The organism is Streptomonospora sp. PA3 (genome assembly GCF_009728995.1).
Classification (GTDB): domain Bacteria; phylum Actinomycetota; class Actinomycetes; order Streptosporangiales; family Streptosporangiaceae; genus Streptomonospora.
On the sequence record NZ_VTZW01000006.1, the window covers coordinates 152,486 to 175,365 of the forward strand.

Genomic DNA, 22,880 nt, shown 5'->3' on the forward strand with positions numbered 1-22,880 from the left:
TTCGAGCGCCGCCCGCCCGAGTGCGGGCGGCGCCGCCGCGGTCGCGGGGACCGGGGCGGCCGGTGGAGGTCAGGCCGCCAGCAGCATCGCCTGGGCGCCGCCGGGACCGGGTCCCGGGGCGAAGCGGCCCCCGATCGGCGCGGGAGCGGGTGCGAGTTCGGTGTGCAGGCTGCCCACCAGGTCGACCAGCTGCAGTCCCAGCGCGCGGTAGACCGCGGCCAGGACCTCGGAGGAGGGCTCCTTGCGGCCGCGCTCGATCTCGGAGAGGTACTGCATCGACACCTGCGCGTCCTCGGCGACGTCCTGGAGCGTCCGCCCCTGCTCCAGGCGGGCCCGGCGCAGCAGGCCGCCGATGAGGTCGCGCATCAGCGGTTCGCCCCCGCCGGTCGGCTGTTCACCCATCGATCCCTCCCCGACGCGCACTCCGGACATCTCGACCCTACGCCGCGCCGGCCTCCGCGGCCACGCCCTGCGCGGTGCGCCCGGCGCATTCTGCGACGGGCAGAACCGCCCCCGAACATGACGCGAGGGCCGCTTCCGTGTCCCCCCTCAAAATCACGGATGCGGCCCTCGCCTTGGGAACGGTCGCCGACTCCTCCCCCCTGGAGTCGCGACCTTTAAAGGCTCTATGTTGTGGCGGGAGAGCGTGCCCGATTCGGGCCTTTCCCTCTCGCTCTGGTTCCCAGACTACCTACTATGACCTGCCACAACAACCCTCAGTCACCGCGAACTACTTAAAGTAATATCCATGTCCGCTCAACCCGCGAACCAAGCCCCGGCAGAGAAGGTCAAGTCGGACGTGGTCCGGCGGCGCAGCACGGCCGCCGACGGCCACGCAGCAGGCGGCCGCGGACTCCGGGTGCGGGCGGCGCGCAGCGCCTCCGTTGGGGCTGGTGGTGGGTGACGGGCGGGCAAGCGGGCGGCGCGCAGCGCCTCCGTTGGGGCTGGTGGTGGGTGACGGGCGGGCTCTCCGGCACGCGGGCATAGCCTGGAGCCGTGCTCTCTGTGTTGGTCAAGCCCCGGTGGCTCGGGATACATCTGCTGGCTCTGCTCGCTGTGGCGGTGTGCCTCGGCGCCGGGTACTGGCAGTTCGAACGTGCCCAGGAACCCTCGCGCGAGGTCGTGGACAACCCGGTCGAGCAGCTCTCGTCGGCACGCCCGCTGGGCGAGGTGCTCGAACCCGGGGCCTACATGCCCACCGACGAGGGGAACCAGGCTGTACGGGCCACCGGCGTCTACGACTCCGACGGCCGGCTGCTGGCGCCGGCGCTCTCACCCGAGGGCGAGAAGGGCTACTACGTCGTCGTGCCGCTGGTCACGGGGCAGGACACCGCCGTCGCGGTCAGCCTCGGCTGGATACCGCAAGAGGCGGCTGGCTCCGTCGAGCGCCTGCCGGATCTGCCCGAGGGCGAGGTGACCGTGACCGGATGGCTGCGTCCGCCGCAGAAATCCGAGGACGGCTACGTCCCGATCGACACGCCGCAGGGCCACGTCGCCCGCATCGCACCGTCGCTGCTGATCAACGAGTGGCCGTACCGGCTCTACGAGGGCTACATCGTCCGCGGCGGGCAGCGGCCGCCGGACCCGGCGGCCGCGGGCTCCGGCGTCCGGCTGCGCGAGATCCCGCCGCCCAAGCCGCCGGCGGAGGTCGTGTGGAACTGGCGCAACGTCAGCTACGCCGCCCAGTGGGCGGTCTTCGGCGGCGCGGTCGTCGTCTTCTGGGTGTCGCTGGTGCGGCGCGAGGTGCGCGACGGTTCCCAGGGCGGCGCACCGCCCGCCGCCGAAAGCGGGCCCGGTGATGGCGCGCCCACCGACACGGCCGGAGACGGCGGTCAGGAGTCGGTGGCGCGGACCCGCTGAGCCGGGCCGCCGGCCCCGTCCGCCTGCCGATCGCGCTTTTCGGCGGCGGCCAAGCGGTGCTCGATGATCAGCCCGGCGAAGGGGATCGTCCCGGCCAGCGCCACGCCCACCGTCCGCAGGGCGCCCCAGCGCCGGTCCAGCGCCAGCCACAGCACGACCAGGACGTAGGCCATGTAGACGTAGCCGTGCGGGATGGCCACGAGCGGCATCAGCACCGACTCCTCGCCGAAGAGGTTCCCGGCGCCGGCGGGCGCGCCGACCAGCGAGAAGCGGGCGGTCTCGCCGATGAGGTACTTGGCCGGCATGGACACGAACGTCAGGAGCAGCAGCAGGACACCCGTCACATAGGCCAGGATCCGGTACAGGACGAACGGCAGACGCTTCTTCTCCACGGGGCACCTCGTGCTGTCGGCGGGCGGCGCCGCGGGCCGGCGCCGCGCGGAAGCGGCCGCGAGCGGCCCGCGGCCGCGCTGTGCTTGCGGTAGTCGGATCTGAATCGAGCCTAAGGGCAGTGCCGACCGCGGCGGATGCGGGGCGCCTCACATCCGCACCGGCCCGTGTCGCCGGCCTAAAGCCGCTCCGCCGCGCGGCCGGGGCTCTTCCAGCGGCCGTCTGAGCGCAGGGTCCACGCCTGGGGCACCGTGCGCAGTGTCAGGTAGGCGTCGAGGATCCGCATCGGCATGAAGAACAGGCCGTAGACCAGGTAGCTGGGCCGCCGCCGGATGGTCGCCAGGATGCAGGTGAGGATGTAGTCGGGTACGAACAGCCCGACCAGGATCGTGGTCAGCGGCAGCACAGCGGTGACGGCCCCGTAGCCCGCGGCGTAGGCGTCGATGTCGAGTACGGCGCCGCCGGTGAGGGCCGGCACGGCGGTGAAGACGCCCAGCAGGGCCGTGGTCAGCAGCAGCACGGCGACGATGACGACTTCCAGGATGTAGAAGAACAGCGCGAACCAGAACAGGCTGGGCCAGATGCCGTGCCGGCGGATCGTCTGCCAGAAGCCCAGCGTCCACCGCCGCACCTGGCTGGTGTAGTCGGCCAGCGTGAAGGGATCCTGGCAGTGGGCCCGGGTGTCGGGGTTCATGGAGATGCGGCCCAGGCGCTTGTGGTGCACCTCGAAGGTCATGTTGAAGTCTTCGATCACCAGCCCTTTGGGGTTGATGTCGATCGCCTTGAGCGCGCTCGTGCGGTAAACGCTGGCGAACCCCGGAACGATGAACGACACGCTGGTGTGCCGCCAGGTCTGGCCGAAGCGCATGAGGTACTGCAGCAGCCAGTAGAGGCGGTCGCGGTAGGCGGAGATCATCCGGCCCACGACCGTGCGCTGCTTCGGCTTCCATTCGGCCACCACGAATCCCGCCACGGCCGCCACGCCGTGGTCGCCGAGCTGGCGGCGGGCGCCCTCGACGTAGCCGCTGTCCAGTTCCGTGTCGGCGTCGAGGATGACCACGCCGTCGTAGTTCTCCGTCAGTTCGAACTCCTCGACGACGGCCTCGATGGCGCCCGCCTTGCCGCGGTTGGTCAGCAGCTCCAGCACGTTGACGCCGGTCTCGGCGGCGATGTCGGCGGTCGCGTCGTGGGAGCTGTCCGAGACCACGTAGATGTCCCAGCGATCGAACAGGCGCAGGGCCGAGGTGATCGCGCCGCCGATGACCGGTTCCTCGTTGTGGGCGGGGATGACCACGGCCAGGCTGAGCGGCGGGGCGTCCTCGGCGGCGCCGGCGGTGGGCGTGTCGGCGTGCCCTTCGGCCTCGGTCTCCGCGGACTTCCCCGGCGCAGGCAGCGTGTCGTCGGGATCCAGAGCGGCCGGGCCGCCGGCGCTTCCGGCGTTCGGGGCCGATACGCGCGAGCGCGCCGACACGCGGTCGCCGGCGGGCTCTGCGGCCTCCACGCCGACGGGCTCGCGGGCTTCGGCGGAGGCGCTCGCGCGGCGCGGCGCGAGGGCGCGGTGCCGGCCGCGCGCGGCGCGCCGCGCCGCCAGGCCCCGCACGGTGTCGTCGCCCAGGCGCACGGCGCCCACGAGGCTCCACACCAGCAGGTTGACCCCCAGGGCCATCCCGAGCAGCAGCGGCATCGGCGTGGTCGCGCCCGCTGAATCGAGTACGAACCGGAGCCATTGCACGAAGAGCGTCACGGCCAGCGCCAGGGCGATCACCCCGGCGAGCCAACTTCCGATGAAACGCGCCGTACGCACGGGTTGTCCTCCTGACAGGTGGTTCGCGGAGTTCGACCGACGGTGGTGAGCAGAAACCAGCGCTCAGTTGACGTCCCCATGATCGGGAAAGTTCACCGCGCCCGGCGTCCTATCTAGGCCACGAGAATCCTATAGATGTGCTTGCGGTCGGGGTTGCCCGTTGATGCAATACCTGAGGGAGCCAGCAACACGAACCAGATGTCCGATTTTCGCCGCATTCTTCGTAAGTTTCAACCGATATCACCCATCTCTCTGCCCTTACCAGACACCGGATTGAGCGGCTGCGGGCCTCGTGCGCAGGGCCGACGCCGCGGAATCCGTACCGTTGGGCACCACTCCACGTACCGGATCCGCCCCGGAGAGGAACCGCAGTGCGCGTCGCCATGCACCAGCCGCATTACCTGCCGTGGCTCGGACTCATCGACAAGGCAGATCAGAGCGACCTCTTTGTCGTGCTGGATCATGTGCAATACGAGCGCAGAGGATGGCAGAACCGCAACTATGTCGCCGCCAAGAGCGGCCCCGTGTTGCTCACGGTTCCAGTAATACAGCGGAACCGCGGCGAGCGAATCAAGGACAAAACGATCGACAACTCCCGCCCATGGCGGGAAAAGCACCGCCGGACCCTGGCCGAGCACTGCTACCGGCAGGCCCCGTTCTGGGAGGAGTTCCGCACACGGATTCTGCGCGTGTACGACCAGGAGTGGGAGCATCTGTCCGATCTTGCCCTGGCCACGATGCGAATCGCCCTGGAAGGGTTCGGCATCCGGACGCCCGTCGTGCTCGCCAGCGAGCTCGGCGAGTTCCCGGGTCAGAAGAGCGAGCTGCTCGCCCAGCTCGCGGCCAAGGTCGGAGCCACGACCATGCTCTCCGGCGAGGGCGCGCGCGACTACATCGACACCGACGTCTTCCGCCGCTACGGCATCGCCGTGGAGTGGCAGCGGTTCCGGCATCCGGAGTACCAGCAGCACAACCGCGCCGGGGAGGACTTCCTGCCCCGGATGGCCGCGCTGGACCTGCTCGTCAACGCCGGCCCGGCCGCCGGGCTGGATCTGTTGCGCAGCACGCGCGCCCAGCCGGTCCCGGCCGACGGCCCGGCGTCCACCGACACCGGCTGACACCGCACGACGCCCGGACCCGTCGGCATCCGACCGCCCCGGGCCCGGCACCCACCCGCACCTGAAAGCAGCACCGTGCCGCGGTTCCGGCCGCACCGGCGACACGCCCGCCCCGACCGGCGGGTGCGGCACCGGCGCTGCCTACCTCGTATCCGCAGATCCCCTGAAGGACGCATATGTTCGACTGGTCCAAGCAGCGACTCCTGGCCATCGCTCCGCATCCCGACGACGAAGTCCTGGGCTGCGGCGGTCTTCTGCACAAGGCGAAGACCGCCGGGGCCGAGGTCTACGTGCAGTTCCTCACCGTCGGCGACACCGCCGACATCTCCGACAAGGGGTTCTCCACCGCCAGCGAGCGGGTGGGCGAGATCAAGGAGGTCGCCGACCACTTCCGCTGGGACGACTGGCACATCGCCTTTCCCGGCGACGACTACCACCTCAGACTCGACGCGGTACCGCGCTTCGAGATCGCCAACACCGTCGAGCGGCTCAGCCCGCTCTCCATCGCGGCCGTCGAGCCGACCGTGGTCCTGGCTCCGCACCGGCTGAGCTACAACCAGGACCACCAGGCGGCGGCCGAGGCGGTGCACACCGCGCTGCGGCCGTCCGACATCCGGCGGCGCCATCACCCGTGCCTCGTGCTCGCCTACGAGGAGGCCGCCGACCAGTGGCGCCAGGAGGCCGCCGCGGCGCCGAACATGCTGGTCGAGCTGGACGAGGCCGCCATCGACGCCAAGATCGACGCCATGCGGCTGTACGGCAGCCAGATCCACGACCACCCGCACACGCGGTCCGAGCTCACTCTCAGGAGCCTGGCCGTGCTGCGCGGGATGCAAGGCGGGGTCGCATTCGCTGAGGGCTATCACGCGATGCGCTGGCTGGCCTGAGGACTCCTCGGACCGCCGCCCCGCACCACGGAAACCGCGTATCCCACCGAGCACCCTTGAGACGGGGAGGCAAGTTGAAAGCCGTTGTGACCGGCGGAGCCGGATTCATCGGATCGCATCTATGCGACCATCTGATCGGCCAGGGGCACGAGGTCGTCGCCTTGGACGACATGTCGACGGGCTCCGAGTCCAATCTGGAGCAGCTCAACGGGCACTCGCGCTTCGAGCTGGTGAAAGGCTCGGTTTTGGACAAAGCGCTCGTCGACGAGGTGGTCGCCACCGGCGACACCGTGTTCCACCTGGCCGCCGCGGTCGGCGTGCACACGATCGTGGACAAGCCGCTGGAGTCCCTGCGCACCAACATGCACGGCACCGAGAACGTCGTCGAGGCCGCCGTGAAGCACGGCGCCCGCTACCTCGTCGCCTCGACCAGCGAGGTCTACGGCAAGAACGACGCCGACGGGCTCGGCGAGGACTCCGACCGCGTTCTGGGCTCGCCGTTGAAGAGCCGCTGGTCCTATGCCGCGGCGAAGGGGCTCGACGAGCTCATCGCCTACGTCCACGGCGGCGACTCGGGCCTGCCCTGCGTCATCACCAGGCTCTTCAACGTCGTCGGCCCGCGCCAGACCGGCCGCTACGGCATGGTGGTGCCCCGCTTCGTCGACCAGGCGCTGGCCGGCGAGCCGATCACCGTCCACGGCGAGGGCACACAGCGGCGCTGCTTCGGCTCGGTGTTCGACGTGGTGCCGGCCATGGTCCGCCTGCTGGAGGCCCCGGCCGCCTACAACCGGGCCGTGAACCTCGGCGGACTGGAGGAGGTCTCCATCTCCGACCTGGCCCGGCGCGTGGTCGAACTCACCGGCTCTGCCAGCGAACTGCACTACGTGCCCTACGAGGAGGCCTACGGCGAGGGCTACGAGGACATGCGGCGACGCATGCCCGACATCTCGCTGGCCGGCGCCCTCATCGACTACGAGCCCCGGTGGGGGCTGGACGACATCGTCAACTCCATCATCGAGCACAAGCGGGCCGTCCCTTCGCAGCCCCAGGCTGCGCTGGCCTCCTGACCGAATCCGGAGGCGCCGGGCCGGACTCCCGCTGTCCGGCCCTCGGCCACCGCCGCGAAACGCCGCCGGCTATCGGTGCATTCACCGGGCGCATGGAGCCCGGAAAACGCCGGGTCAGCCCACTAGGCCGGTAGCGTGCTCACCGCCACGCCGACCGCGAGCACCCCGGAGACGGCGCTTACCAGGACCAGCGCCCACGGGCGGGCCACCGGGGCGGGCGGGCGGCCCGTGCGGTCGTCGTGCACGCCGTGGTCGGTGGTGCGCCATCGGCGGCGCAGGTGCACGACCAGGACGCCCAGCGCCACCAGCAGGACCATCGCCGGAAGCAGCCGGTACCACGCGCCGTCGCCCGGCTGAGCCCCGCCGTTCTGCAGCGCGTCGCGCAGATGCAGCAGTGCAACGGCGAAGAGCAGGATCAGGGTCCGCTGCCAGGCGAGAAGGGTGCGCTCGGCCTGCAGGCCGGCGGCGCTGCTGCTGCGGACGCCCCGCTCCCGCGGCCGCCGGGGGCCCGGTTGGCGGGGCTCGGTCCCGGTCACAGCCAGTAGCTCCCGATCAGCACGACCCCGCACACCAGCGCCACGCCGACGGCGGTTATGACGGGCAGGGCGCTCATGGGCAGCGGCCGGCCGCGCCGCATCGCCTTCTGCACGCTGAGCCAGCGCAGCGGCGCGTAGACGGTGATGACGATCGCCAGGCCGGTGAGGGCGAGCCCGATCGCCAACTGCACCCCGGCATGCCAGTCCAGCGGAACGAGGTGCAGCACCGCCACGGCGCCGGCGATCAGCGCCAGCGCGGTGCGGATCCAGGCCAGGAACGTGCGCTCGTTGGCCAGGGTGAACCGGTAGTCCGGCTCGACGCCCCGGGACCCGCCCGAACGCTCGTCGCCGGTCTGCACTCCCCCGGTCGAGGGGTCACTCCCCGCGGCCATCCCCCGCCTTCCGTCCGCGGCCGCCCCCGGGGCGGCCGGTGCCGATCATGCTCCCGCTACGGCTACGACAGTAGTGACCTCCGCATATTCCTCCCAAACCGGTATTCAACGCGTGTTTTGTCGGGTATGTCGGCGAGCAGGGACCAGGGCTCGACCGGTCGCGGGCGGTCACGGTGCCCCGCTACCCCGCACACGCGCGCATCTGTGCCGCCGTCGATGCTTGCGGAACAAATCAGCGGGCAGGACCGCTCTACGAGGTAACACGCAACCGACCCGTCAGCAGGAGACTTCGTGGCCACGATCGAACTCACCAAGGACAACTTCAACGAGACCCTGACGGAGAACGACTTCGTTCTCATCGACTTCTGGGCGTCCTGGTGCGGACCGTGCCGGCAGTTCGCCCCGGTCTACGAAGAGGCCTCCGAGAAGCACGACGACCTGGTGTTCGCCAAGGTCGACACCGAGGACCAGCAGGAGTTGGCCGCCAGCTTCGACATCCAGTCCATCCCCACGCTGATGGTGGTCCGCGACAAGACGGTGATCTACGCGCAGCCGGGCGCGCTGCCGAAGGAGAGCCTGGAGGACCTCATTCGCCAGGCCCGCGAACTGGACATGGACGAGGTCCGCAAGGAGATCGAGAAGCAGCAGTCCAACGGCGAGGCCCAGGCCGACGCCGGATGAGCCGCTGCTCGGCAAGGGGGCGCGCCGCTGCGGTGCGCCCCCTTCGTCGTGCCGGGACCGCCCCGGCAGCGGGAGCGGGACGGCGCTAGCCGGCAGCCGGGCCGGTGCCCGTGCGGACGAGGTAGATGATGTCGGGCTCGCCGGCGCGCGCGGGGACCTCGACCGTTTCGACGGCGCCGAACTCGCGGGCCAGCAGCTCGGCGAAGGCGGGCGCGCGCATGGCGCTCCAGAACGCGGCGACCCCGCCCGGCCGCAGCAGCCGCCGCAGCTTCGCCAGGGTGTCGGCGGTGTAGAGCCGGCCGTTGCCTTCGACCACGGTCCAGTCGGGGCCGTTGTCGGTGTCCAGGCACACGGCGTCGGCCCAGGGTCCGCCGCGCGAGGCGGCCTCGGCCGCTTCGGCGAGCCAGGCGACGAGATCCGCGCACACCACCTCGCACCGCGGGTCGGCGAGGGGTTCGCCCGCCGCCGCCCCGAGGGGGCCGCGGTGCCAGTCCACCACCGAGGGCTCCAGCTCGACCACGCGCACGTGCTCCACCCGCGCGTCGTCCAGCGCCTCCCGTGCGGAGAATCCGACCCCCAGGCCGCCGATCAGCACCCGCACGTCCGGTCCGGCGCGGTCCGCCGCCTCCGGCAGTGCCGCCAGGCAGGCCCGCACCATCTCCCGCTCCGACGCGCCGTCGCGGGTGTCCATCAGGAACACCCCGTTGCTGATGATCTCGAAGTGCTCACCGGCCCGCCGCAGCACCAGCTCCCCACCGGTGGCACCGGTCGTGCGGTCGACGACCACCGGCTCGGGTCCGAAACCCGCGAGCGGGGCCGCGGCGGTGTCCACGGGGTCCTCCTCGTGCGTCGGCATCACTCCAGGTCGCAACGCGGGGCGCACACCACCCCCGCCGGGGTGGATCCTACCCACACCACACCGCGCCCGGTCGGCCGCGTGCCGCACAGCCGACGGGCCTCACCTGGGGCCGGCGTCGATCGCGTCCCCGACGCATCCGGAGCCGCAGGGCTGCGTCTACGTCCTGTTCAAGAAGCCGGACACCACAGCGGCTGCGGCAATGGGGCTGTGATGCGCGAATCCCACCCGTCACCCGCCACCGCCCCTAACGGAGGCGCTGCGCGCCACGAGCCCATCGTGCCCGTCACCCGCCACCGCCCCAGCGGAGGCGCTTCGCGCCACGTATCTATTCAGAGCCGGCTTGCCGCCGAGCGCACGGCGCACTTGTGTGCCGGAGGCCCGCCACCGGTAGTGCGGCTCCACCTGGGAAGAACCGCGTGCGCTCGGCGGCAAGGAAACACGTGACGCGCAGCGTCTCCGTTGGGGTGGTGGTGGGCTGACGGGCGGGCCGCGCTACGCGAGACACGCCCATTGCCGCAACCTCGATGGTGGCCGTTTCGTGTGGATCCCGGGGGTTCCTCGCTGTGGCGCCGCTGAGGAACCCCCGAGAACCACGCGCAGCCGGAACCCGAGAGGCTGCGGCAATGGGGCTGTGATGCGCGAAGCGCTGACGCCAGCTTGCCGCCGAGCGGCGGTGCACCTGTGTGCCGGAGGCCCGCCACCGGTGGTGCGGCTCCACCCGCCAAGCTCAGCGTGCGCTCGGCGGCAAGCTGCGACCGCGCTACGCGAGACGCGCCCATTGCCGCAACCTCGATGGTGGCCGCCCCAGGTGGTGCCCGGGGGGTTCCGGAAAGCGGCGCCCCCGTCGTTCTTAGACACGGCCTACGTCCTGTTTAAGAAGTCGGTCACCCCAGGAGGTTGCGGCAATGGGGCTGTGATGCGCGAAGCGCTGCGCGCCAGCTTGCCGCCGAGCGGCGGTGCACTTTCGCGCCGGAGGTCCGCCACCGGTGGCACGGCTCCACCTGGAAAGGATCGCGTGCGCTCGGCGGCAAGCAAACACGTGACGCGCAGCGTCTCCGTTGGGGTGGCGGCGGGCTGACGGGCGGGCGGGCCGCGCTACGCGAGACACGCCCATTGCCGCAACCCCGATGGTCACCGCCCCAGGTGGTACCCGGGGGGGGGTTCCTGGCAAGCGGCGCCCCCGCCGTTCTTAAACACGACCTAGAGGCGGGCGATGCCGCCGCTCCACGGGAGCTCGTCCTCGAAGTCGCAGGAGGCGACCGCCTGCAGGCCGTTTTCCCAGAGCCCGTTCAGGATCCGCGCAACGGTCCGCACAGCGGCCTCGTCCGAAACACCGCCGTCGGCGTCGAACTCGACGAGCAGCGGCCATTCGACGAACCCGCCGTCCCCCTCTCCGACAACGCTCGGGTTGTTGCGGACATCGATCGAGTAGCCGTCGAGGTACATGGTTCGCACCTCGAAGCGCCCCCCGAACATATCGGCCATGAAGGACTGGAGATCTTCGAGGGAGATCCCGTCCACATAGATTTTGCAGTAGTCGTATTCCTTGTCAGGCATCCCCGTCCACCTTGATAAAGGGAGGCCTGTCGAACTGGCCGCCTTCGCTGATGACCGAGACGTCGACCTCCATACCGAGCATCGCCTCCAGCCGCTTTCGCAGCGCACGCAGCCCTGCTTCGCCTGCCTGGATCTTACCGGTCTCCAGCGCGTGCATCATCGTCCGCTCCTTGGCGCTTCCCGGATTGGGAGAGCCGAAGCGCTCGGCGACCAGCTCCTCGAACCGCTCCGGGTCGATGCGGATTCCGATGTCGATGTCGGACGCCTCTTTCGCCGTCCCCGTCGCACGGCTGCCCTGGACGACTATCTCCCCGTCCAAATGCCCCACCGTGTTGCGCAGTTCCTCCGTCATTCCGGCGAACTGCTCCGGGGTAAGCCCTTGGGGTACCTCCAAGTCCGAATACTTGGGGCCGTCGTAGTCCGGGAAGCTTTCTTCCGCGGACTCCGGAGAATCCTCCGCACCGCCGGTGTCGCCGTCGCCCTCAGGGGTGTCACCGCCATCGGAAGGACCGTCGTCGCCGGGCCCCTCGGATCCGTCCGAGTCGGAGCCGGTGTGATCGCCGACCGAGCCGTCGCCGCCGGTCCCGGTATCCCCGCCGGCGGACCCGTCGCCCCCGGAGCCGCCTCCTCCTCCGTGCGGGGCGTCGCCGCCGGCGTCGATCGGATCACCGCCCCCGACCGGGCTGGGCTGGGCCTCGAATCCCTCGGCCTCGTCCAGGGACTCCTGGAGACCGTCCAGCCGCCCCTCGTCGATGCCCATCTCGTCCAGCCGGTCCTGCAGGTCGTGCGTGGTCTGCCCGGGCCCGTCGCCGACCTGCTGCAAGCTCTGGGTGTCGATGTCCTGCTGCGAGGAGTCGGAGTCGCCGTTCGAGCCGTCCGAGCCGTCGCCGCCGGCCGCGCGCGAGCCCTTGACCAGGGCCTTGTACACCCCGACGCCCACGAACATGCTGCCGATGTTGAGCGCGCCCTGGGTGATCACATAGCCCGGCCGGTCGCCCCACTCCCGCCAGGGCACGATCGCGTGGGCGAACTCGGTCCACCCGGTGGAGAAGTTGCCCCACCACTCGCCGAAGGAGCTCACCCCCCAGCCGTCCTCGCCGTAAAACCCGACCAGGCTGCCGAGGCCGTTGGCCATGCCGCCCCAGTTGGTCTTGATGTTCTCCCACCACACGCCCCAGTCGTTGAGGCCCTTCCAGCCGTCCTGGCCGTAGACCCCGGTCAAGGCGCCGAGGTCTTCGACGAAGCCCACGGCGAAGTCCTTGATGCCGTTGCCGACGTCCTCCCACCACGGCGCGTCGTGCTCCTGGGGCGTGGCCCACGGCGTCTGCACGCCTTCGGGCACCTCGGTATAGCCGTGGGCCTGCTCGTCCGCGCCGACCGAGCCCTCCTCGCCCGGTGCGGTGGCCACGAACCTGGTGCCGCCGAACAGCGCCGTGATGGCGTTGGCGCAGTTGCGCTCGGCCTCCATGTACTCGTTGAGGGCGGCCAGGACGTCGTCGTTCAGCGCGTTGTGCTCATTGACCTTGTCCTCGTCCTCGCGCCAGTCGTCGTCGCCCTCGATGTCCTCCAGGAACGACTGCGCGTCGGCCTTGAGGCCTTCAAGCCGCCCTTTGATCCGCTCGGCCTCGTCGGCGAAGGTCTCCAGGGCGGCCGCGGCCCAGGAGACCGCCCCGTCGAACTCGTCGCCCTTGGCCGCCACGGGCTCGATGGCCGCGAACAGGACGCCGTCCTCGGGCGCGGAGTAGATCCCTTCGAGCCCCTGCCAGGCGGACTTGATGTCCTGGCCCGCTTGGGAGATGTCGCCGCCGTCGCCCTTCAGCGCCGCGGCTGCGGTGCGCAGGTCCTCGGGTTCGACCTGGGGAATCGGAATCGCGCTCGGATCGATCAGGCCTTCGCTCACCGCGACACCACCACGGGTCGGTCAGCGGTCCCGTCTGGGGGTCCCCAGGGCGGGCCGATGAAGTCGTGTTCCGGTGGCCCGCCGCGCCCGCCCGCGTCCGCACTCCCGCGGGGGCGGGGCGGATTCGCGATCGACGGCCGGGCAGGCGGTCCGCGTTCCATAGTGCGGAATCCGCGACAGCGGAGCGAGGTCTCGGCGCGTCCGGAAGCGGACGCGGCGCTGAGGCGCTGATAGGGGTGTGTGACCGGATCCGGCGGGAACCGCGGGCGCAGCGCGGCCGTCCGCGCCGGCGGAGGCGATCGGGCTCGCACCGCCCCTCATGCGGACGGCGCGAGCGGAGCCGGCGGCGGCGCGCCCCCGCAGGGCTCACCGCCGACCCGGGCTCACAGGCGGCAGGCGTAGATGTCGGTCACCAGGATCGCGCGGGCGCCCAGCTCCCAGAGGTCGTCCATGATGCGCTGGGCGGCCGCGCGCGGGACCATGGCCCGCACGGCCACCCAGCCCTCGCGGTGCAGCGGCGAGACGGTCGGGCCCTCCATGCCGGGGGTGAGCGCCACAGCGTCGTCGAGCTGCTCGGCGTGGACGTCGTAGTCCATCATCACGTAGTCGCGCGCCACCAGCACGCCGCGCAGCCGGCGCAGCAGCTGCTCGATCTTGGGGTCCTCCTCGGCGCCGCGCGGGCGGATCACCACGGCCTCGGAGGTGAGGATCGGCTCGCCGAACAGCTCCAGCCCGGCGTTGCGCAGCGTCGTCCCGGTCGAGACCACGTCGGCGACGGCGTCGGCCACGCCCAGCTGGATGGAGCTCTCCACGGCCCCGTCGAGGTGGATGACGCGCGCGTCGATGCCGCGCTCGCTCAGGTAGCGCTCCAGCAGCCCCTCGAACGAGGTGGCGATGCGCTTGCCCTTGAGGTCTTCGACGGTCATCTCGGCGCCGCCGCGCGCGGCGAAGCGGAACGTCGATCCGCCGAACCCCAGCGCCAGCGCCTCCTCGACGGGCGCGCCGGAGTCCAGCAGCATGTCGCGGCCGGTGATGCCGGCCTGCAGGATGCCCTCGCCGACGTAGACGGCGATGTCCTTGGGCCGCAGGAAGAAGAACTCGGCCTCGTTCTCGGGATCGACCATGACCAGGTCGCGGGAGTCCTTGCGCTGGCGGTAGCCCGCCTCGCGGAGCATGGCGCTGGCGGGTTCGGCGAGCTGGCCCTTGTTGGGCACGGCGATTCGGAGCATGTCAGCCATGAAGGGGTCCTCGGTTGAGCGTCGGCTTCGAGCAGGGCGCTGGCGCGGCCGGCCGCGGGCGGCAACGTGCCCGGACCGGCCTACAGATGCCGGTAGACGTCCCCGAGGCGCAGCCCGCGCGCCAGCATCAGCACCTGGAGGTGGTAGAGCAGCTGGGAGATCTCCTCGGCGGCGGCTTCGTCCGACTCGTACTCGGCGGCCATCCACACCTCGGCGGCCTCTTCGACGACCTTCTTGCCGATAGCGTGCACGCCCGCGTCCAGGGCCGCGACCGTGCCCGAGCCCTCGGGGCGCGAGCGCGCCTTCTCGGACAGCTCGGCGAACAGCTCATCGAAGGTCTTCATGATCACTTTCCTCAGGCGGCGTGCCCTCCTAGCCTAGGCGCCCGGAGTCCCCGCTCGTGACCTCGGGCGGCCCCGCGGCGGGTGCCCGGCGGCGGCGCACCGTCGGGCACGGGCGCCGATGCCCCGCCCGTGCGGTTGCACACGCTCGGGGCTGCGCGCGGCGGCTGCGGTCACTCCGGCTCGCGCAGCACCTCCCGGTCGCTGCTGCGGCGCGCGGCCGTCTTGAGCAGTGTCCGGGGGAGCAGCCGGAGCAGGCCTTCAGCGGCCTTGTACTGCACCCCGGGCACGACCAGGGTCCGCCCGGCGGCCCAGGCGCGCAGGGACTCGGCGACCACCCGCTCCTTGGGCACGAACGCGAGGTCGGGCAGGCCCTTGTCCTGCACGCCGCGGGTCATCTCCGTGCGCACGTAGCCGGGCAGCACGGCCGTGACGCGGACTCCCCGGCCGGCGGCCTCCGCGGCCAGACTCTCGCTCCACTGCCGGACGAAGGCCTTCGTCGCACTGTAGACGGCCCCCTTGGGGTTGGCCGCCAGCTCCCCGGCCAGCGAGGAGATGTTGATGACGCCGGTGTAGGGCCGCGCTCCCGCGGCGAGCCCGGCCCGGCGGCGCTCGATCTGCACGGGGACGACCGCGCGGGCCAGGTGGAGGACCGCGCGGATGTTGAGGTCCACCAGCGTGTCGATCTCGTCGGGATCCTGGCGCGCGAACTCGCCGCCCCCGCCCGTGCCGGCGTTGTTGACGAGCAGGTCGATCGGTGCGGCGCCGCCCGCCCCGTCGGCGCGCAACCGCTCCGCCACGCGGGCGAGGCCGTCCGTGCCGGCGAGGTCGGCGGGCAGCGCGGTGGCCGCGATCCCGCACCGCCCCGTCAGCTCCCCAGCGAGCTCCTCGATGCGCTCCGCGCGGCGCGCGACCAGGACCAGGTCGTATCCGCCGCGGGCGAGCCGGCGCGCGAACTCCTCGCCGATGCCCGAGGAGGCGCCGGTGACCAGCGCGGTCCGGCGGTGGCGGCGCTCGCCGGATGCGGCGGGTGCGGATCCGGTGGGGTCTTGGCTCACTGCTGCTCCTTCTCTTTCCGGATGGCGCGGGCCCTGGCGGGTCCGGCGGCGCGTGCGCCGGGACGGCCCCGCCCCGCCCGGCGCCGGGCCCCTGCGGCTCCTGCCTGCGATCTTCTCGCGGTGTCGAAGGTGCGCGGCGCCCGCCCGATCGGATTCGTCCGAGGGGCCGGCCGCCCCGTCGGGCTGCGCCGGAGTGTTCCACGCCACACACCGGCCCGGCTAACCCGCGGCTTAGGGCGGGAGCCACTACCGTTCAAGCATGGCAGCCCCACAGAATCCACTGCAGTCAACAGGTCTCGATTCGCGGCTCCGCGACGCCGGGCTCTTCATCCGGCAGGCGATCCGCACCTTCCGCGCCACGGGCGCGGTGGCTCCCAGCAGCCGCGCCCTCGGACACGCGCTGGCCCGCTACATCGACCAGCGCGAGGACCCCGACGCCCAGCTCTCGATCATGGAGGCCGGAGCAGGCACCGGAGCCGTCTCCCGGGTGATCGCCCAGCACATGCGCAAGGGCGACACCATCGACCTGGTGGAGTCCAACCCGGAGTTCGCCGGGCGCCTGGCCGACCTGCTCGCCTCCGATCCGGAACTGAACCCCATCGCCGACAGCGCGACCGTGCACCAGATGCTGGTGACCGATCTGGGCCCCGACCGGCGCTACGACGTCATCGTCTCCGGGCTGCCCTTCGCCAACTTCACGGCGGAGGAGGTCCGCGAGATCCTGGAGTACTACTTCTCCGTGCTGCGGCCCGGCGGCCACGTCTCCCTGTTCGGCTACCTCTACACCAAGCAGGTCAAGGCGGTCGTCGCCCCCCGCGAGGACTACCTGCGCCAGGCCCGCTCCAGCTGGGTCGTCGAGGAGTGGGTCAACCGCTACGGGATCGGCACCGAACGGGTTCTCGCCAATCTGCCCCCGGCCTGGATCCACCACCTGCGCAAGCCCGCCGAGGACTGACGCTCGCCCGGCCGGACCCCGCCCCGCCGCCTCCCGCGGCGGGCCGCGCCCGTGCGCGCCTCCTCGGTGGCCGCGCCGCGCGCCTGGGCGGTTCCGGGCCCGGTCACACCGCCCGGGAGCCGCCGGCCTCAGCGGGGGCCGTGCCGGGGCCGGCCGCGGCCGGCGGGCTCGCGGCCGCGGCGAGTTCGTCCAGCATCGCGGCGACCGCCGGCGGCTGCGGTCCCGCTGTCACCGCCGCGAAGATCCGGCGCGAGCCGAGTTCCGGCAGGGCGAGTCGGACGACGCCCGGTTCACTGTGGCAGGCGAAGGCCAGGGCGGGCAGCGCGGAGACCGCCAAGCCGCAGGCCACCAGCCGCTGCACGGCCACGTACTGGTCGGTGGCGAAGTCGATCCGCGGCTCGAAGCCCGCTGCGCGGCACCGGAACTCCAGGTGGCCGCGGCACCGCTCGCATCCCGAGGCCCAGGCCGCACCGGCGAGGTCGCCCAGGTGCGGCCGCTCGGCCGCCGCGGCCGGATGCCCATCGGGCACGGCCAGCAGGACCGGGTCGCGCAGCAGGGGGACGGACCGCAGCCGCTCGTCGGCGTCGCCGGGGGTCTCCGCGTAGTCGAAGGCGACCGCGATGTCGGCCTCGCCGCTCCGCAGCGCCGCGAACGCCGCGGCGGGCTCGGCCTCGGCCAGCTCGACCCGCACGTCCGGGGCCCGCCGGCGGAGGGCGGCCAGCGCCTCGGGCACGAACCCCGAGACCGCCGTCGGGAACGCCGCCAGGCGCACCCGCCCGGCGCGCAGGCCGGCGATGGCCGCGACCTTCTCGTCGGCCTCGGCGAGCGCGGCCAGGGCGCTGTCGGCGTGCTCCACCAGGACCCGGCCCGCTTCGGTCAGGCGCACCCCGCGCGCGTGGCGCACGACCAGCGGGGTGCCGGCCTCGGCCTCCAGCCGGGAGATGTGGTGCGAGATCGCCGGCTGGCTGTAGCACAGCGCCGCGGCGGCCGCGCTCATCGAGCCGAGGCGGGCGACCTCGCGCAGCACGCGCAGCCGGTGCAGTTCGAACACGGCAGCACGGTAGCAGCGGTATCGAAGTTTTCTTGGGGTCGTGCGGAAGAGTTCCGATTGTCCTTGGGCCGGAGCGGGCGCAGGATCGAGGCATGGACGACCACGGCATCGAGGGACACGGCGGTTACGAGCGGGCGGTGGGCATCCGCGCATCGAGCGGGGCCGCGGCCGGCGAACGCGCCGTGCCCGGCGGCCTGCTGCCCGCCGGCGTCGCCGACCGCTTCGCCACCGCGGGCACCGGAACCGCGTATCTGGACACCGCCAGCTACGGACTGCCGCCGCGGGCAGCGCACGAGGCGGCGCTGCGCGCCGAGCGCGATCGCGCGGTCGGCCGGCTGTCCATGGAAGACATGGGCGCCGCCCTGACCGAATCGCGCGCCGCCTTCGCCCGCCTGCTGGGGCTGACCCCCGACCGCGTCGCCGCGGGCTCGCACACCTCGCAGTTCGTGGGCCTGGTCGCCGCCTCTCTGCCCGACGGCGCCGAGGTGGTGGCCTGCGACCGCGACTTCACCTCGCTGCTGTTCCCGCTGCTGGCGCAGCAGGAGCGCGGGGTGCGCGTGCGCCTGGTCCCGCTGGAGGAGCTGGCCGCGGCCGTGCGGCCGTCGACGGACCTCGTCGCCGTCTCGGCCGTGCAGTCGGCGGACGGCGCCCTCGCACCGCTGGCCGAACTGGTGGCGGCCGCCGCGGCGAACGGCGCGCGGACGCTGGTCGACGCCACTCAGGCCGCCGGCTGGCTGCCGCTGCCGGCCGACCGGATCGACCTGCTGGTCTGCAGCGCCTTCAAGTGGCTGCTCGCGCCCCGCGGCACCTGCTTTCTGGCGGGCACGCCCGAGGCCCTGGCCGACCTGCCGCCGCTGGCGGCGGGCTGGTACGCGGGCGCCGAGATCTGGGACTCGATCTACGGCGGACCGCTGCGGCTGGCCGAGGACGCGCGCAGATTCGACCTGCCGCCGGTCTGGGCGTCGTGGGCCGGGCAGGTGCCCGCGCTGGAGTTGCTGGAGGAGGTCGGCATCGAGGCGATCCACCGACACAACCTGGCGCTGGCCGCGCGGTTCCGGTCCGGGCTGGGGCTCGGCCCCGGCGAGTCGGCGATCGTCTCGGTGGCGCTGCCGCCCGGCAGCGCCGACCGGCTGGCCCGCGACGGCGTGATCGCCTCCGAGCGGGCGGGGAGGGTGCGCTTCTGCTTCCACCTCTCCACCACGGCGTCCGACGTCGACCGGGCGGTCGAGGCCGTCACGGCACTGCGCGCGGGTGAGCGCGCGGGTGAGCGCGCATCGAGGGACCGCGGTCGGTCAACTTCAGTTGACAACACCTAGGCGTCAACATAAATTGACGACCAGGCGGGCGACACCCCACGGCTCGCCGAAACCGCCACCACGTTGGAAAGGCAGGCGAACCCGCATGTTCGAGCGGTTCACAGCAGACGCACGCCAGGCGGTCATCCTGGCCCAGGAAGAGGCGCGCACAATCGGGCACCGCCATATCGGCACCGAGCACCTGCTGCTCGCCCTGGCGGCCGAAGGAGCGGGCACCGGCTCGCAAGCGCTGCACGAACACGGCGCCGATCCCGATACTCTGCGCGCCGCGGTCCGGCGGCTGTCCCCGGCTCGGTCCGAACCCGAGCCCGTCGGGGCGGGGGCCGGCCCCCGCCCCGGCCCGCGGAGGCGCGGCCTGCTGGCCCGCTTACGGGGCACCGGCGGCGGACACGTCCCCTTCACCAAGCGGTGCAAGCAGGCGCTTGAGCAGTCGCTCCGCGTCGCCCTGGACCGCAAGCACACGTCCATCGACAGCGGCCACGTGCTGCTGGGGCTTCTGCGCATCCCCGAATCGACGGCGGGCCGCGTCCTGGCCGACTCCGGAATCGACGCGGGGGACCTCCGCGCCACGGCTGAGCGAATCGTGGACGGTTCCGGGAACTGACCGGGAGTCCGATCGGGAGTCCGACCGGGAGCCCGACCGGGAGTCCGAGACCGGCGGCGAGGAGGGCGCGCGGTTCAGGCCGCGCACCCCGCCGGGCGCCCGGCGGCGCCCTTCACCTGCCGCTCACCTCGCGTGCGCCTGGGCGGCGAGTTCGGCGAGCCGGGCGGGCGTTCCGGCCATGATGTCGGCGGCGTGGCGGGTGATCAGCTCGATCGGCCAGTCCCACCAGCGGGCTTCGAGGAGGAGCCGCACGTCCGCGGGCCCGAAGCGGGAGCGGATCGTCCGCGCCGGGTTGCCGCCGACCACGGTGTAGGGCTCGACGTCGGCGGTGACGACGCTGTAGGCGGCCACCACGGCGCCGTCACCGATGGAGACACCCGGCATCACCGCCGCCTCGCGGCCGATCCAGACGTCATTGCCGATGACCGTGTCCCCCTTGGCCGGTATGGCCAGGAACGCCTCCAGCGTGTTCTCCGTCCACTCCCCGCCGAACATGGTGAAGGGGAAGGTCGAGGGCCCCGCCATCGGATGGGTGCCGCCGGGCATCAGGAACCGCGCCCCCGGACCGATGGCGGAGAACCTGCCGATGACGAGGCGCTGGGGCCCGTAGTTGTAGAAGACGTTCTCCGCCTCGAAGGGGCCGCGCCGGCCTTCGTCGTCGTAGTAGGTGTACTCGCCGACCTCGATGAACTCCGAGGTGACCTGGTTGCGCAGGAACACGACGTTGTCCAGGTCGTCCCGCGTCGTCGGGTGCAGCCGAGACGGATCGGGTGCGGGCACGGTGCGGTCCCTTCCGGGATGGATGCGGCGCGGCCGCGGGATGGCGGCCGCCGGAGCGCGGCCGATGCAGATGCCCCAGGTACCGCAGGCAGACCTCCCGCTCAGCCGCAGACGACCTTAGAGCGGCCTACCGCCGCCATCAAGCCAATATCCGCGGGGCGGCGAGGCCGGCGAGCCGACGGGGGTCGGGGCTGCGGGGGTCCGGGCCGGCGACCACCGACCGAGGCCGACGCATGGCCGATCACCCGACGGGGCGGCGAGGACGGCGAAGGTCTCGGGCCGCACGGATCGGTCCGGGGGGGCGCCCGTTGAGCATGCGACGTGGCAGCGACGGCGGCGCAGGGCTCAGCCCGCACGAATCGGCTCGGGTGCCCGCCGGTGACCGTGAGCAACGGGGGCGGCGAGGTCGGCGGGGGGTTCGGGGCTTGCACGGGTCGGTTCGGATGGGCGCCGGTTGCGCATCCGACGGGGCGGCGACGGCGGCGGGGAGCTGGGCTGTGCGGTCACCGGATGAGGTCGGCGCATGGCCGATCACCCGACGAGGCAGCGACGACCGCGCACGGCTCAGCCCGCACGAACCGGCCCCGGTGCCCGCCGGTTACGCGCCCGACGAGGCAGCGAGGGCCGACGGAGTCCGGGTCGGTGATCATCGGCCCCGGGCGCCCGCCGGTTGATCACCCGACGAGGGCGGCGAGGGCGGCACGGGGCACAACCCGCACGGATCGGTGCGGGTGCTCGCCGGTTGCGGTGGACAACGGGGGCAGCGACGGCAGCGCAGTTCAGCCCGCACAAATCGGTCCGCGTGCCCGCCGGTGACGGTGAACAACGGCGGCGGCGAGGACACCGGGAGTTCGGGCCAGAGATCATCGGCTGGTGTGGGCGGATGGCTGGGCGTCCGACGTGGCGGCGATGACCGCGCAGGGCTCGGGCCGCGCGGACCGGTTCGGGTGGGCGCCGGTGGCGGTGGGCGCCGGTGGCGGTGGGCGCCGGTGGCGGTGGGCGCCGGTGGCGGTGGGCGACGGGGCGGTGGGCGACGGGGGCGGGCGCGCCGGGGGGTGTTCCGGTGGGCCTCGCCGCCTGCGCACCCCCACCCGAAACCCCGAATGCCCGGTTTAATTCAACGCGCTCTGGCCCCGGTCGCACCGAGCGCGGCCCCACGGACACCGGCGACGCGGGAACCGGTCACGGAACCCGACATTCGGCACCTTCGGGGCGGCGGTGGGGCGACGAGGCGCGCCCCGCGACCACCCGGGCGGCCTCCGGCCGCGCGGAGCTCTGGCCCCGGTCGCACCGAGCGCGGCCCCACGGACACCGGCGACGCGGGAACCGGTCACGGAACCCGACATTCGGCACCTTCGGGGCGGCGGTGGGGCGACGAGGCGCGCCCCGCGACCACCCGGGCGGCCTCCGGCCGCGCGGAGGGCCGTCCGCGACGTCGACTCCTCCCGCGATGTCCGGTATGCGGGGGCGCCAGGGCGGCCCGCACGACCCGGATCGGCGATGATCATGGCATTTGGACCGGGGATCCGCACCCGAAGCGATCCAAACGCGCACCTCGCGGCACCCCGGCCGCCTCCACCCCCGCCGCATCCGGGAATTCCGGGCAAACCACCCCGGTATCCTTCCGCATCCCGGAAGACCCGGCGCTCCGGTGCGCCGCACACACCCACCGCGCACCATCGGCGGGCATCGTCGACCCAACGCGAGGCGAAATGCCGAAACGCCCCCGCCCAGATCGTGTGTCAGAACGGCGGGGGCGCCGCCTTCCAGGAACCCACCGGGCACCACCCGCGGCGGCCACCACCGAGGCTGCGGCAATGGGTGCGCCCCGCGAAGCGCGATCACAGCTTGCCGCCGAGCGCACGCGGTTCTTCCCAGGTGGAGCCGTACCACCGGTGGCGGACCTCCGGCACAAAAGTGCACCGTGCGCTCGGCGGCAAGCTGGCGCACAGCGCTTCGCGCATCACAGCCCCATTGCCGCAACCTCCTGTGGTGACCGACTCCTTGAACACGACGTAGGCGGCTCCCACTACCGCCCTCGCCGCCCCCGTCGGGCGGCCCGCCGTCCGCCGCCGGCAACCGGTCACCGCCCAGCCCAGGCCCCGTCGGCCATCGCCGCTCTCGTCGCATGCCCAACCGGCGGGCACCCGGACCGGTGGGCACGGGCGAAGCCACCCGCCGACCTCGCTGCCTCGTCGCATGGGCCACCGGCGGGCACCCGAACCGCTCCGCGCGGGCCAAGCCCACCGCCGACCTCGCCGCCCCCGTCGGGCGACCCGCCATCCGCCGCCAGTCACCGGTGACCGCCCAGCCCGGCCATCCGCCGCCAGTCACCGGTGACCGCCCAGCCCGGCCATCCGCCGCCCTCGCCGCCCCCGTCGCACGCCCAACCGGCGAGCACCCGAACCGCTCCGCGCGGGCCCAACCCCGCGCCGACCTCGCGGCCCCCGTCGGGTGCCCAACCGGCGAGCACCCGAACCGATCCC

22 protein-coding genes are annotated in these 22,880 nt (G+C 72.6%); 8 read left to right on the forward strand and 14 right to left on the reverse strand.

Annotation, left to right across the window (positions count from 1 at the left end; translation table 11 throughout):
- Positions 1 to 69: 69 nt before the first annotated feature.
- Complete coding sequence (locus FZ103_RS04520) at positions 70 to 402, reverse strand: helix-turn-helix domain-containing protein (RefSeq protein ID WP_186355809.1); 333 nt, start codon at positions 400 to 402, stop codon at positions 70 to 72.
- 594 nt (positions 403 to 996) lie between these two features.
- On the opposite strand from FZ103_RS04520, the gene FZ103_RS04525 reads away from it, so the two are divergent.
- Positions 997 to 1,860: an SURF1 family protein gene (locus FZ103_RS04525; RefSeq protein WP_186355810.1), complete on the forward strand. Its 864-nt coding sequence runs from the start codon at positions 997 to 999 to the stop codon at positions 1,858 to 1,860.
- On the opposite strand, the gene FZ103_RS04530 is transcribed toward FZ103_RS04525, so the two are convergent.
- Entirely contained in the window at positions 1,833 to 2,252 is a 420-nt protein-coding gene (locus FZ103_RS04530; RefSeq protein ID WP_186355811.1) for a DUF3817 domain-containing protein, read from the reverse strand. The genes FZ103_RS04525 and FZ103_RS04530 overlap by 28 nt on opposite strands.
- A 176-nt stretch (positions 2,253 to 2,428) precedes the next feature.
- Positions 2,429 to 4,054, reverse strand: coding sequence for a glycosyltransferase (locus tag FZ103_RS04535; protein WP_186355812.1), 1,626 nt, complete (start codon positions 4,052 to 4,054; stop codon positions 2,429 to 2,431).
- Between the two features lie 371 nt (positions 4,055 to 4,425).
- On the opposite strand from FZ103_RS04535, the gene FZ103_RS04540 reads away from it, so the two are divergent.
- From FZ103_RS04540 to FZ103_RS04550, 3 genes are all read left to right on the forward strand, one after another.
- Positions 4,426 to 5,172, forward strand: coding sequence for a WbqC family protein (locus FZ103_RS04540; protein WP_343233372.1), 747 nt, complete (start codon positions 4,426 to 4,428; stop codon positions 5,170 to 5,172).
- A gap of 176 nt (positions 5,173 to 5,348) precedes the next feature.
- The gene (locus tag FZ103_RS04545) at positions 5,349 to 6,059 is read left to right on the forward strand and encodes a PIG-L deacetylase family protein (protein ID WP_155999029.1); all 711 of its coding nucleotides are present in this window, start codon (positions 5,349 to 5,351) and stop codon (positions 6,057 to 6,059) included.
- 74 nt (positions 6,060 to 6,133) lie between these two features.
- A complete protein-coding gene (locus FZ103_RS04550) occupies positions 6,134 to 7,126 on the forward strand; it encodes an NAD-dependent epimerase/dehydratase family protein (protein WP_155999030.1) in 993 nt (330 codons plus the stop codon).
- A 122-nt stretch (positions 7,127 to 7,248) separates the two neighbouring features.
- On the opposite strand, the gene FZ103_RS04555 is transcribed toward FZ103_RS04550, so the two are convergent.
- Positions 7,249 to 7,662, reverse strand: coding sequence for a DUF202 domain-containing protein (locus FZ103_RS04555; RefSeq protein WP_186355813.1), 414 nt, complete (start codon positions 7,660 to 7,662; stop codon positions 7,249 to 7,251).
- On the reverse strand, positions 7,659 to 8,054 hold the full coding sequence (locus FZ103_RS04560; protein WP_155999031.1) for a YidH family protein: 396 nt from the start codon (positions 8,052 to 8,054) through the stop codon (positions 7,659 to 7,661). Before FZ103_RS04560 ends, FZ103_RS04555 begins: the two co-directional genes overlap by 4 nt.
- 291 nt (positions 8,055 to 8,345) lie before the next feature.
- Between FZ103_RS04560 and trxA the strand changes: the two genes are divergently transcribed.
- Complete coding sequence (gene trxA / locus FZ103_RS04565) at positions 8,346 to 8,735, forward strand: thioredoxin (protein ID WP_186355814.1); 390 nt, start codon at positions 8,346 to 8,348, stop codon at positions 8,733 to 8,735.
- Positions 8,736 to 8,820: 85 nt separating this feature from the next.
- Here trxA and FZ103_RS04570 read toward each other — a convergent pair whose 3' ends face one another.
- The 6 genes from FZ103_RS04570 to FZ103_RS04595 form a co-directional block, all read right to left on the reverse strand.
- Entirely contained in the window at positions 8,821 to 9,591 is a 771-nt protein-coding gene (locus tag FZ103_RS04570) for a spermidine synthase (RefSeq protein WP_155999032.1), read from the reverse strand.
- A gap of 1,203 nt (positions 9,592 to 10,794) precedes the next feature.
- Positions 10,795 to 11,151: a hypothetical protein gene (locus tag FZ103_RS04575; protein WP_155999033.1), complete on the reverse strand. Its 357-nt coding sequence runs from the start codon at positions 11,149 to 11,151 to the stop codon at positions 10,795 to 10,797.
- Positions 11,144 to 13,051, reverse strand: a complete 1,908-nt coding sequence (locus tag FZ103_RS25960) for a nucleotidyltransferase domain-containing protein (protein WP_155999034.1) — start codon at positions 13,049 to 13,051, stop codon at positions 11,144 to 11,146. The genes FZ103_RS04575 and FZ103_RS25960 overlap by 8 nt, the downstream gene beginning before the upstream one ends.
- A gap of 383 nt (positions 13,052 to 13,434) precedes the next feature.
- The gene (hisG, locus tag FZ103_RS04585; RefSeq protein ID WP_155999035.1) at positions 13,435 to 14,289 is read right to left on the reverse strand and encodes an ATP phosphoribosyltransferase; all 855 of its coding nucleotides are present in this window, start codon (positions 14,287 to 14,289) and stop codon (positions 13,435 to 13,437) included.
- 80 nt (positions 14,290 to 14,369) lie between these two features.
- Positions 14,370 to 14,639, reverse strand: a complete 270-nt coding sequence (locus FZ103_RS04590) for a phosphoribosyl-ATP diphosphatase (RefSeq protein ID WP_343233373.1) — start codon at positions 14,637 to 14,639, stop codon at positions 14,370 to 14,372.
- A gap of 164 nt (positions 14,640 to 14,803) precedes the next feature.
- Positions 14,804 to 15,688 (reverse strand): SDR family oxidoreductase, encoded by an 885-nt coding sequence (locus FZ103_RS04595; protein ID WP_343233374.1) that lies wholly within the window; start codon positions 15,686 to 15,688, stop codon positions 14,804 to 14,806.
- Positions 15,689 to 15,947: 259 nt separating this feature from the next.
- Between FZ103_RS04595 and FZ103_RS04600 the strand changes: the two genes are divergently transcribed.
- Positions 15,948 to 16,643, forward strand: a complete 696-nt coding sequence (locus FZ103_RS04600; RefSeq protein ID WP_155999037.1) for a class I SAM-dependent methyltransferase — start codon at positions 15,948 to 15,950, stop codon at positions 16,641 to 16,643.
- Positions 16,644 to 16,746: 103 nt separating this feature from the next.
- Here the strand turns inward: FZ103_RS04600 and FZ103_RS04605 are convergent, their stop codons facing one another.
- Positions 16,747 to 17,694: a LysR family transcriptional regulator gene (locus FZ103_RS04605; protein WP_186355815.1), complete on the reverse strand. Its 948-nt coding sequence runs from the start codon at positions 17,692 to 17,694 to the stop codon at positions 16,747 to 16,749.
- A gap of 92 nt (positions 17,695 to 17,786) precedes the next feature.
- On the opposite strand from FZ103_RS04605, the gene FZ103_RS04610 reads away from it, so the two are divergent.
- The gene (locus FZ103_RS04610) at positions 17,787 to 19,010 is read left to right on the forward strand and encodes an aminotransferase class V-fold PLP-dependent enzyme (RefSeq protein ID WP_155999039.1); all 1,224 of its coding nucleotides are present in this window, start codon (positions 17,787 to 17,789) and stop codon (positions 19,008 to 19,010) included.
- Positions 19,011 to 19,095: 85 nt separating this feature from the next.
- Positions 19,096 to 19,614, forward strand: coding sequence for a Clp protease N-terminal domain-containing protein (locus tag FZ103_RS04615; protein ID WP_155999040.1), 519 nt, complete (start codon positions 19,096 to 19,098; stop codon positions 19,612 to 19,614).
- A gap of 123 nt (positions 19,615 to 19,737) precedes the next feature.
- Here the strand turns inward: FZ103_RS04615 and FZ103_RS04620 are convergent, their stop codons facing one another.
- Together FZ103_RS04620 and FZ103_RS25080 are read right to left on the reverse strand one after the other, a co-directional pair.
- A complete protein-coding gene (locus tag FZ103_RS04620; protein ID WP_343233375.1) occupies positions 19,738 to 20,394 on the reverse strand; it encodes a CatB-related O-acetyltransferase in 657 nt (218 codons plus the stop codon).
- Between the two features lie 2,293 nt (positions 20,395 to 22,687).
- Positions 22,688 to 22,880: hypothetical protein (locus tag FZ103_RS25080; RefSeq protein WP_222936498.1), on the reverse strand; the 193-nt coding region annotated here is incomplete at its 5' end.

What these genes read in the sequence shown, in the direction of transcription:
- FZ103_RS04615 (WP_155999040.1), top strand. Translation starts at nt 19,096, where the DNA reads ATGTTCGAGCGGTTCACAGCAGACGCACGCCAGGCGGTCATCCTGGCC.
- FZ103_RS04560 (WP_155999031.1), bottom strand. Translation starts at nt 8,054, where the DNA reads ATGGCCGCGGGGAGTGACCCCTCGACCGGGGGAGTGCAGACCGGCGAC.
- FZ103_RS04610 (WP_155999039.1), top strand. Translation starts at nt 17,787, where the DNA reads ATGGACGACCACGGCATCGAGGGACACGGCGGTTACGAGCGGGCGGTG.
- FZ103_RS04520 (WP_186355809.1), bottom strand. Translation starts at nt 402, where the DNA reads ATGGGTGAACAGCCGACCGGCGGGGGCGAACCGCTGATGCGCGACCTC.
- FZ103_RS04600 (WP_155999037.1), top strand. Translation starts at nt 15,948, where the DNA reads ATGGCAGCCCCACAGAATCCACTGCAGTCAACAGGTCTCGATTCGCGG.
- FZ103_RS04545 (WP_155999029.1), top strand. Translation starts at nt 5,349, where the DNA reads ATGTTCGACTGGTCCAAGCAGCGACTCCTGGCCATCGCTCCGCATCCC.
- FZ103_RS04570 (WP_155999032.1), bottom strand. Translation starts at nt 9,591, where the DNA reads ATGCCGACGCACGAGGAGGACCCCGTGGACACCGCCGCGGCCCCGCTC.
- FZ103_RS04575 (WP_155999033.1), bottom strand. Translation starts at nt 11,151, where the DNA reads ATGCCTGACAAGGAATACGACTACTGCAAAATCTATGTGGACGGGATC.
- hisG (WP_155999035.1), bottom strand. Translation starts at nt 14,289, where the DNA reads ATGGCTGACATGCTCCGAATCGCCGTGCCCAACAAGGGCCAGCTCGCC.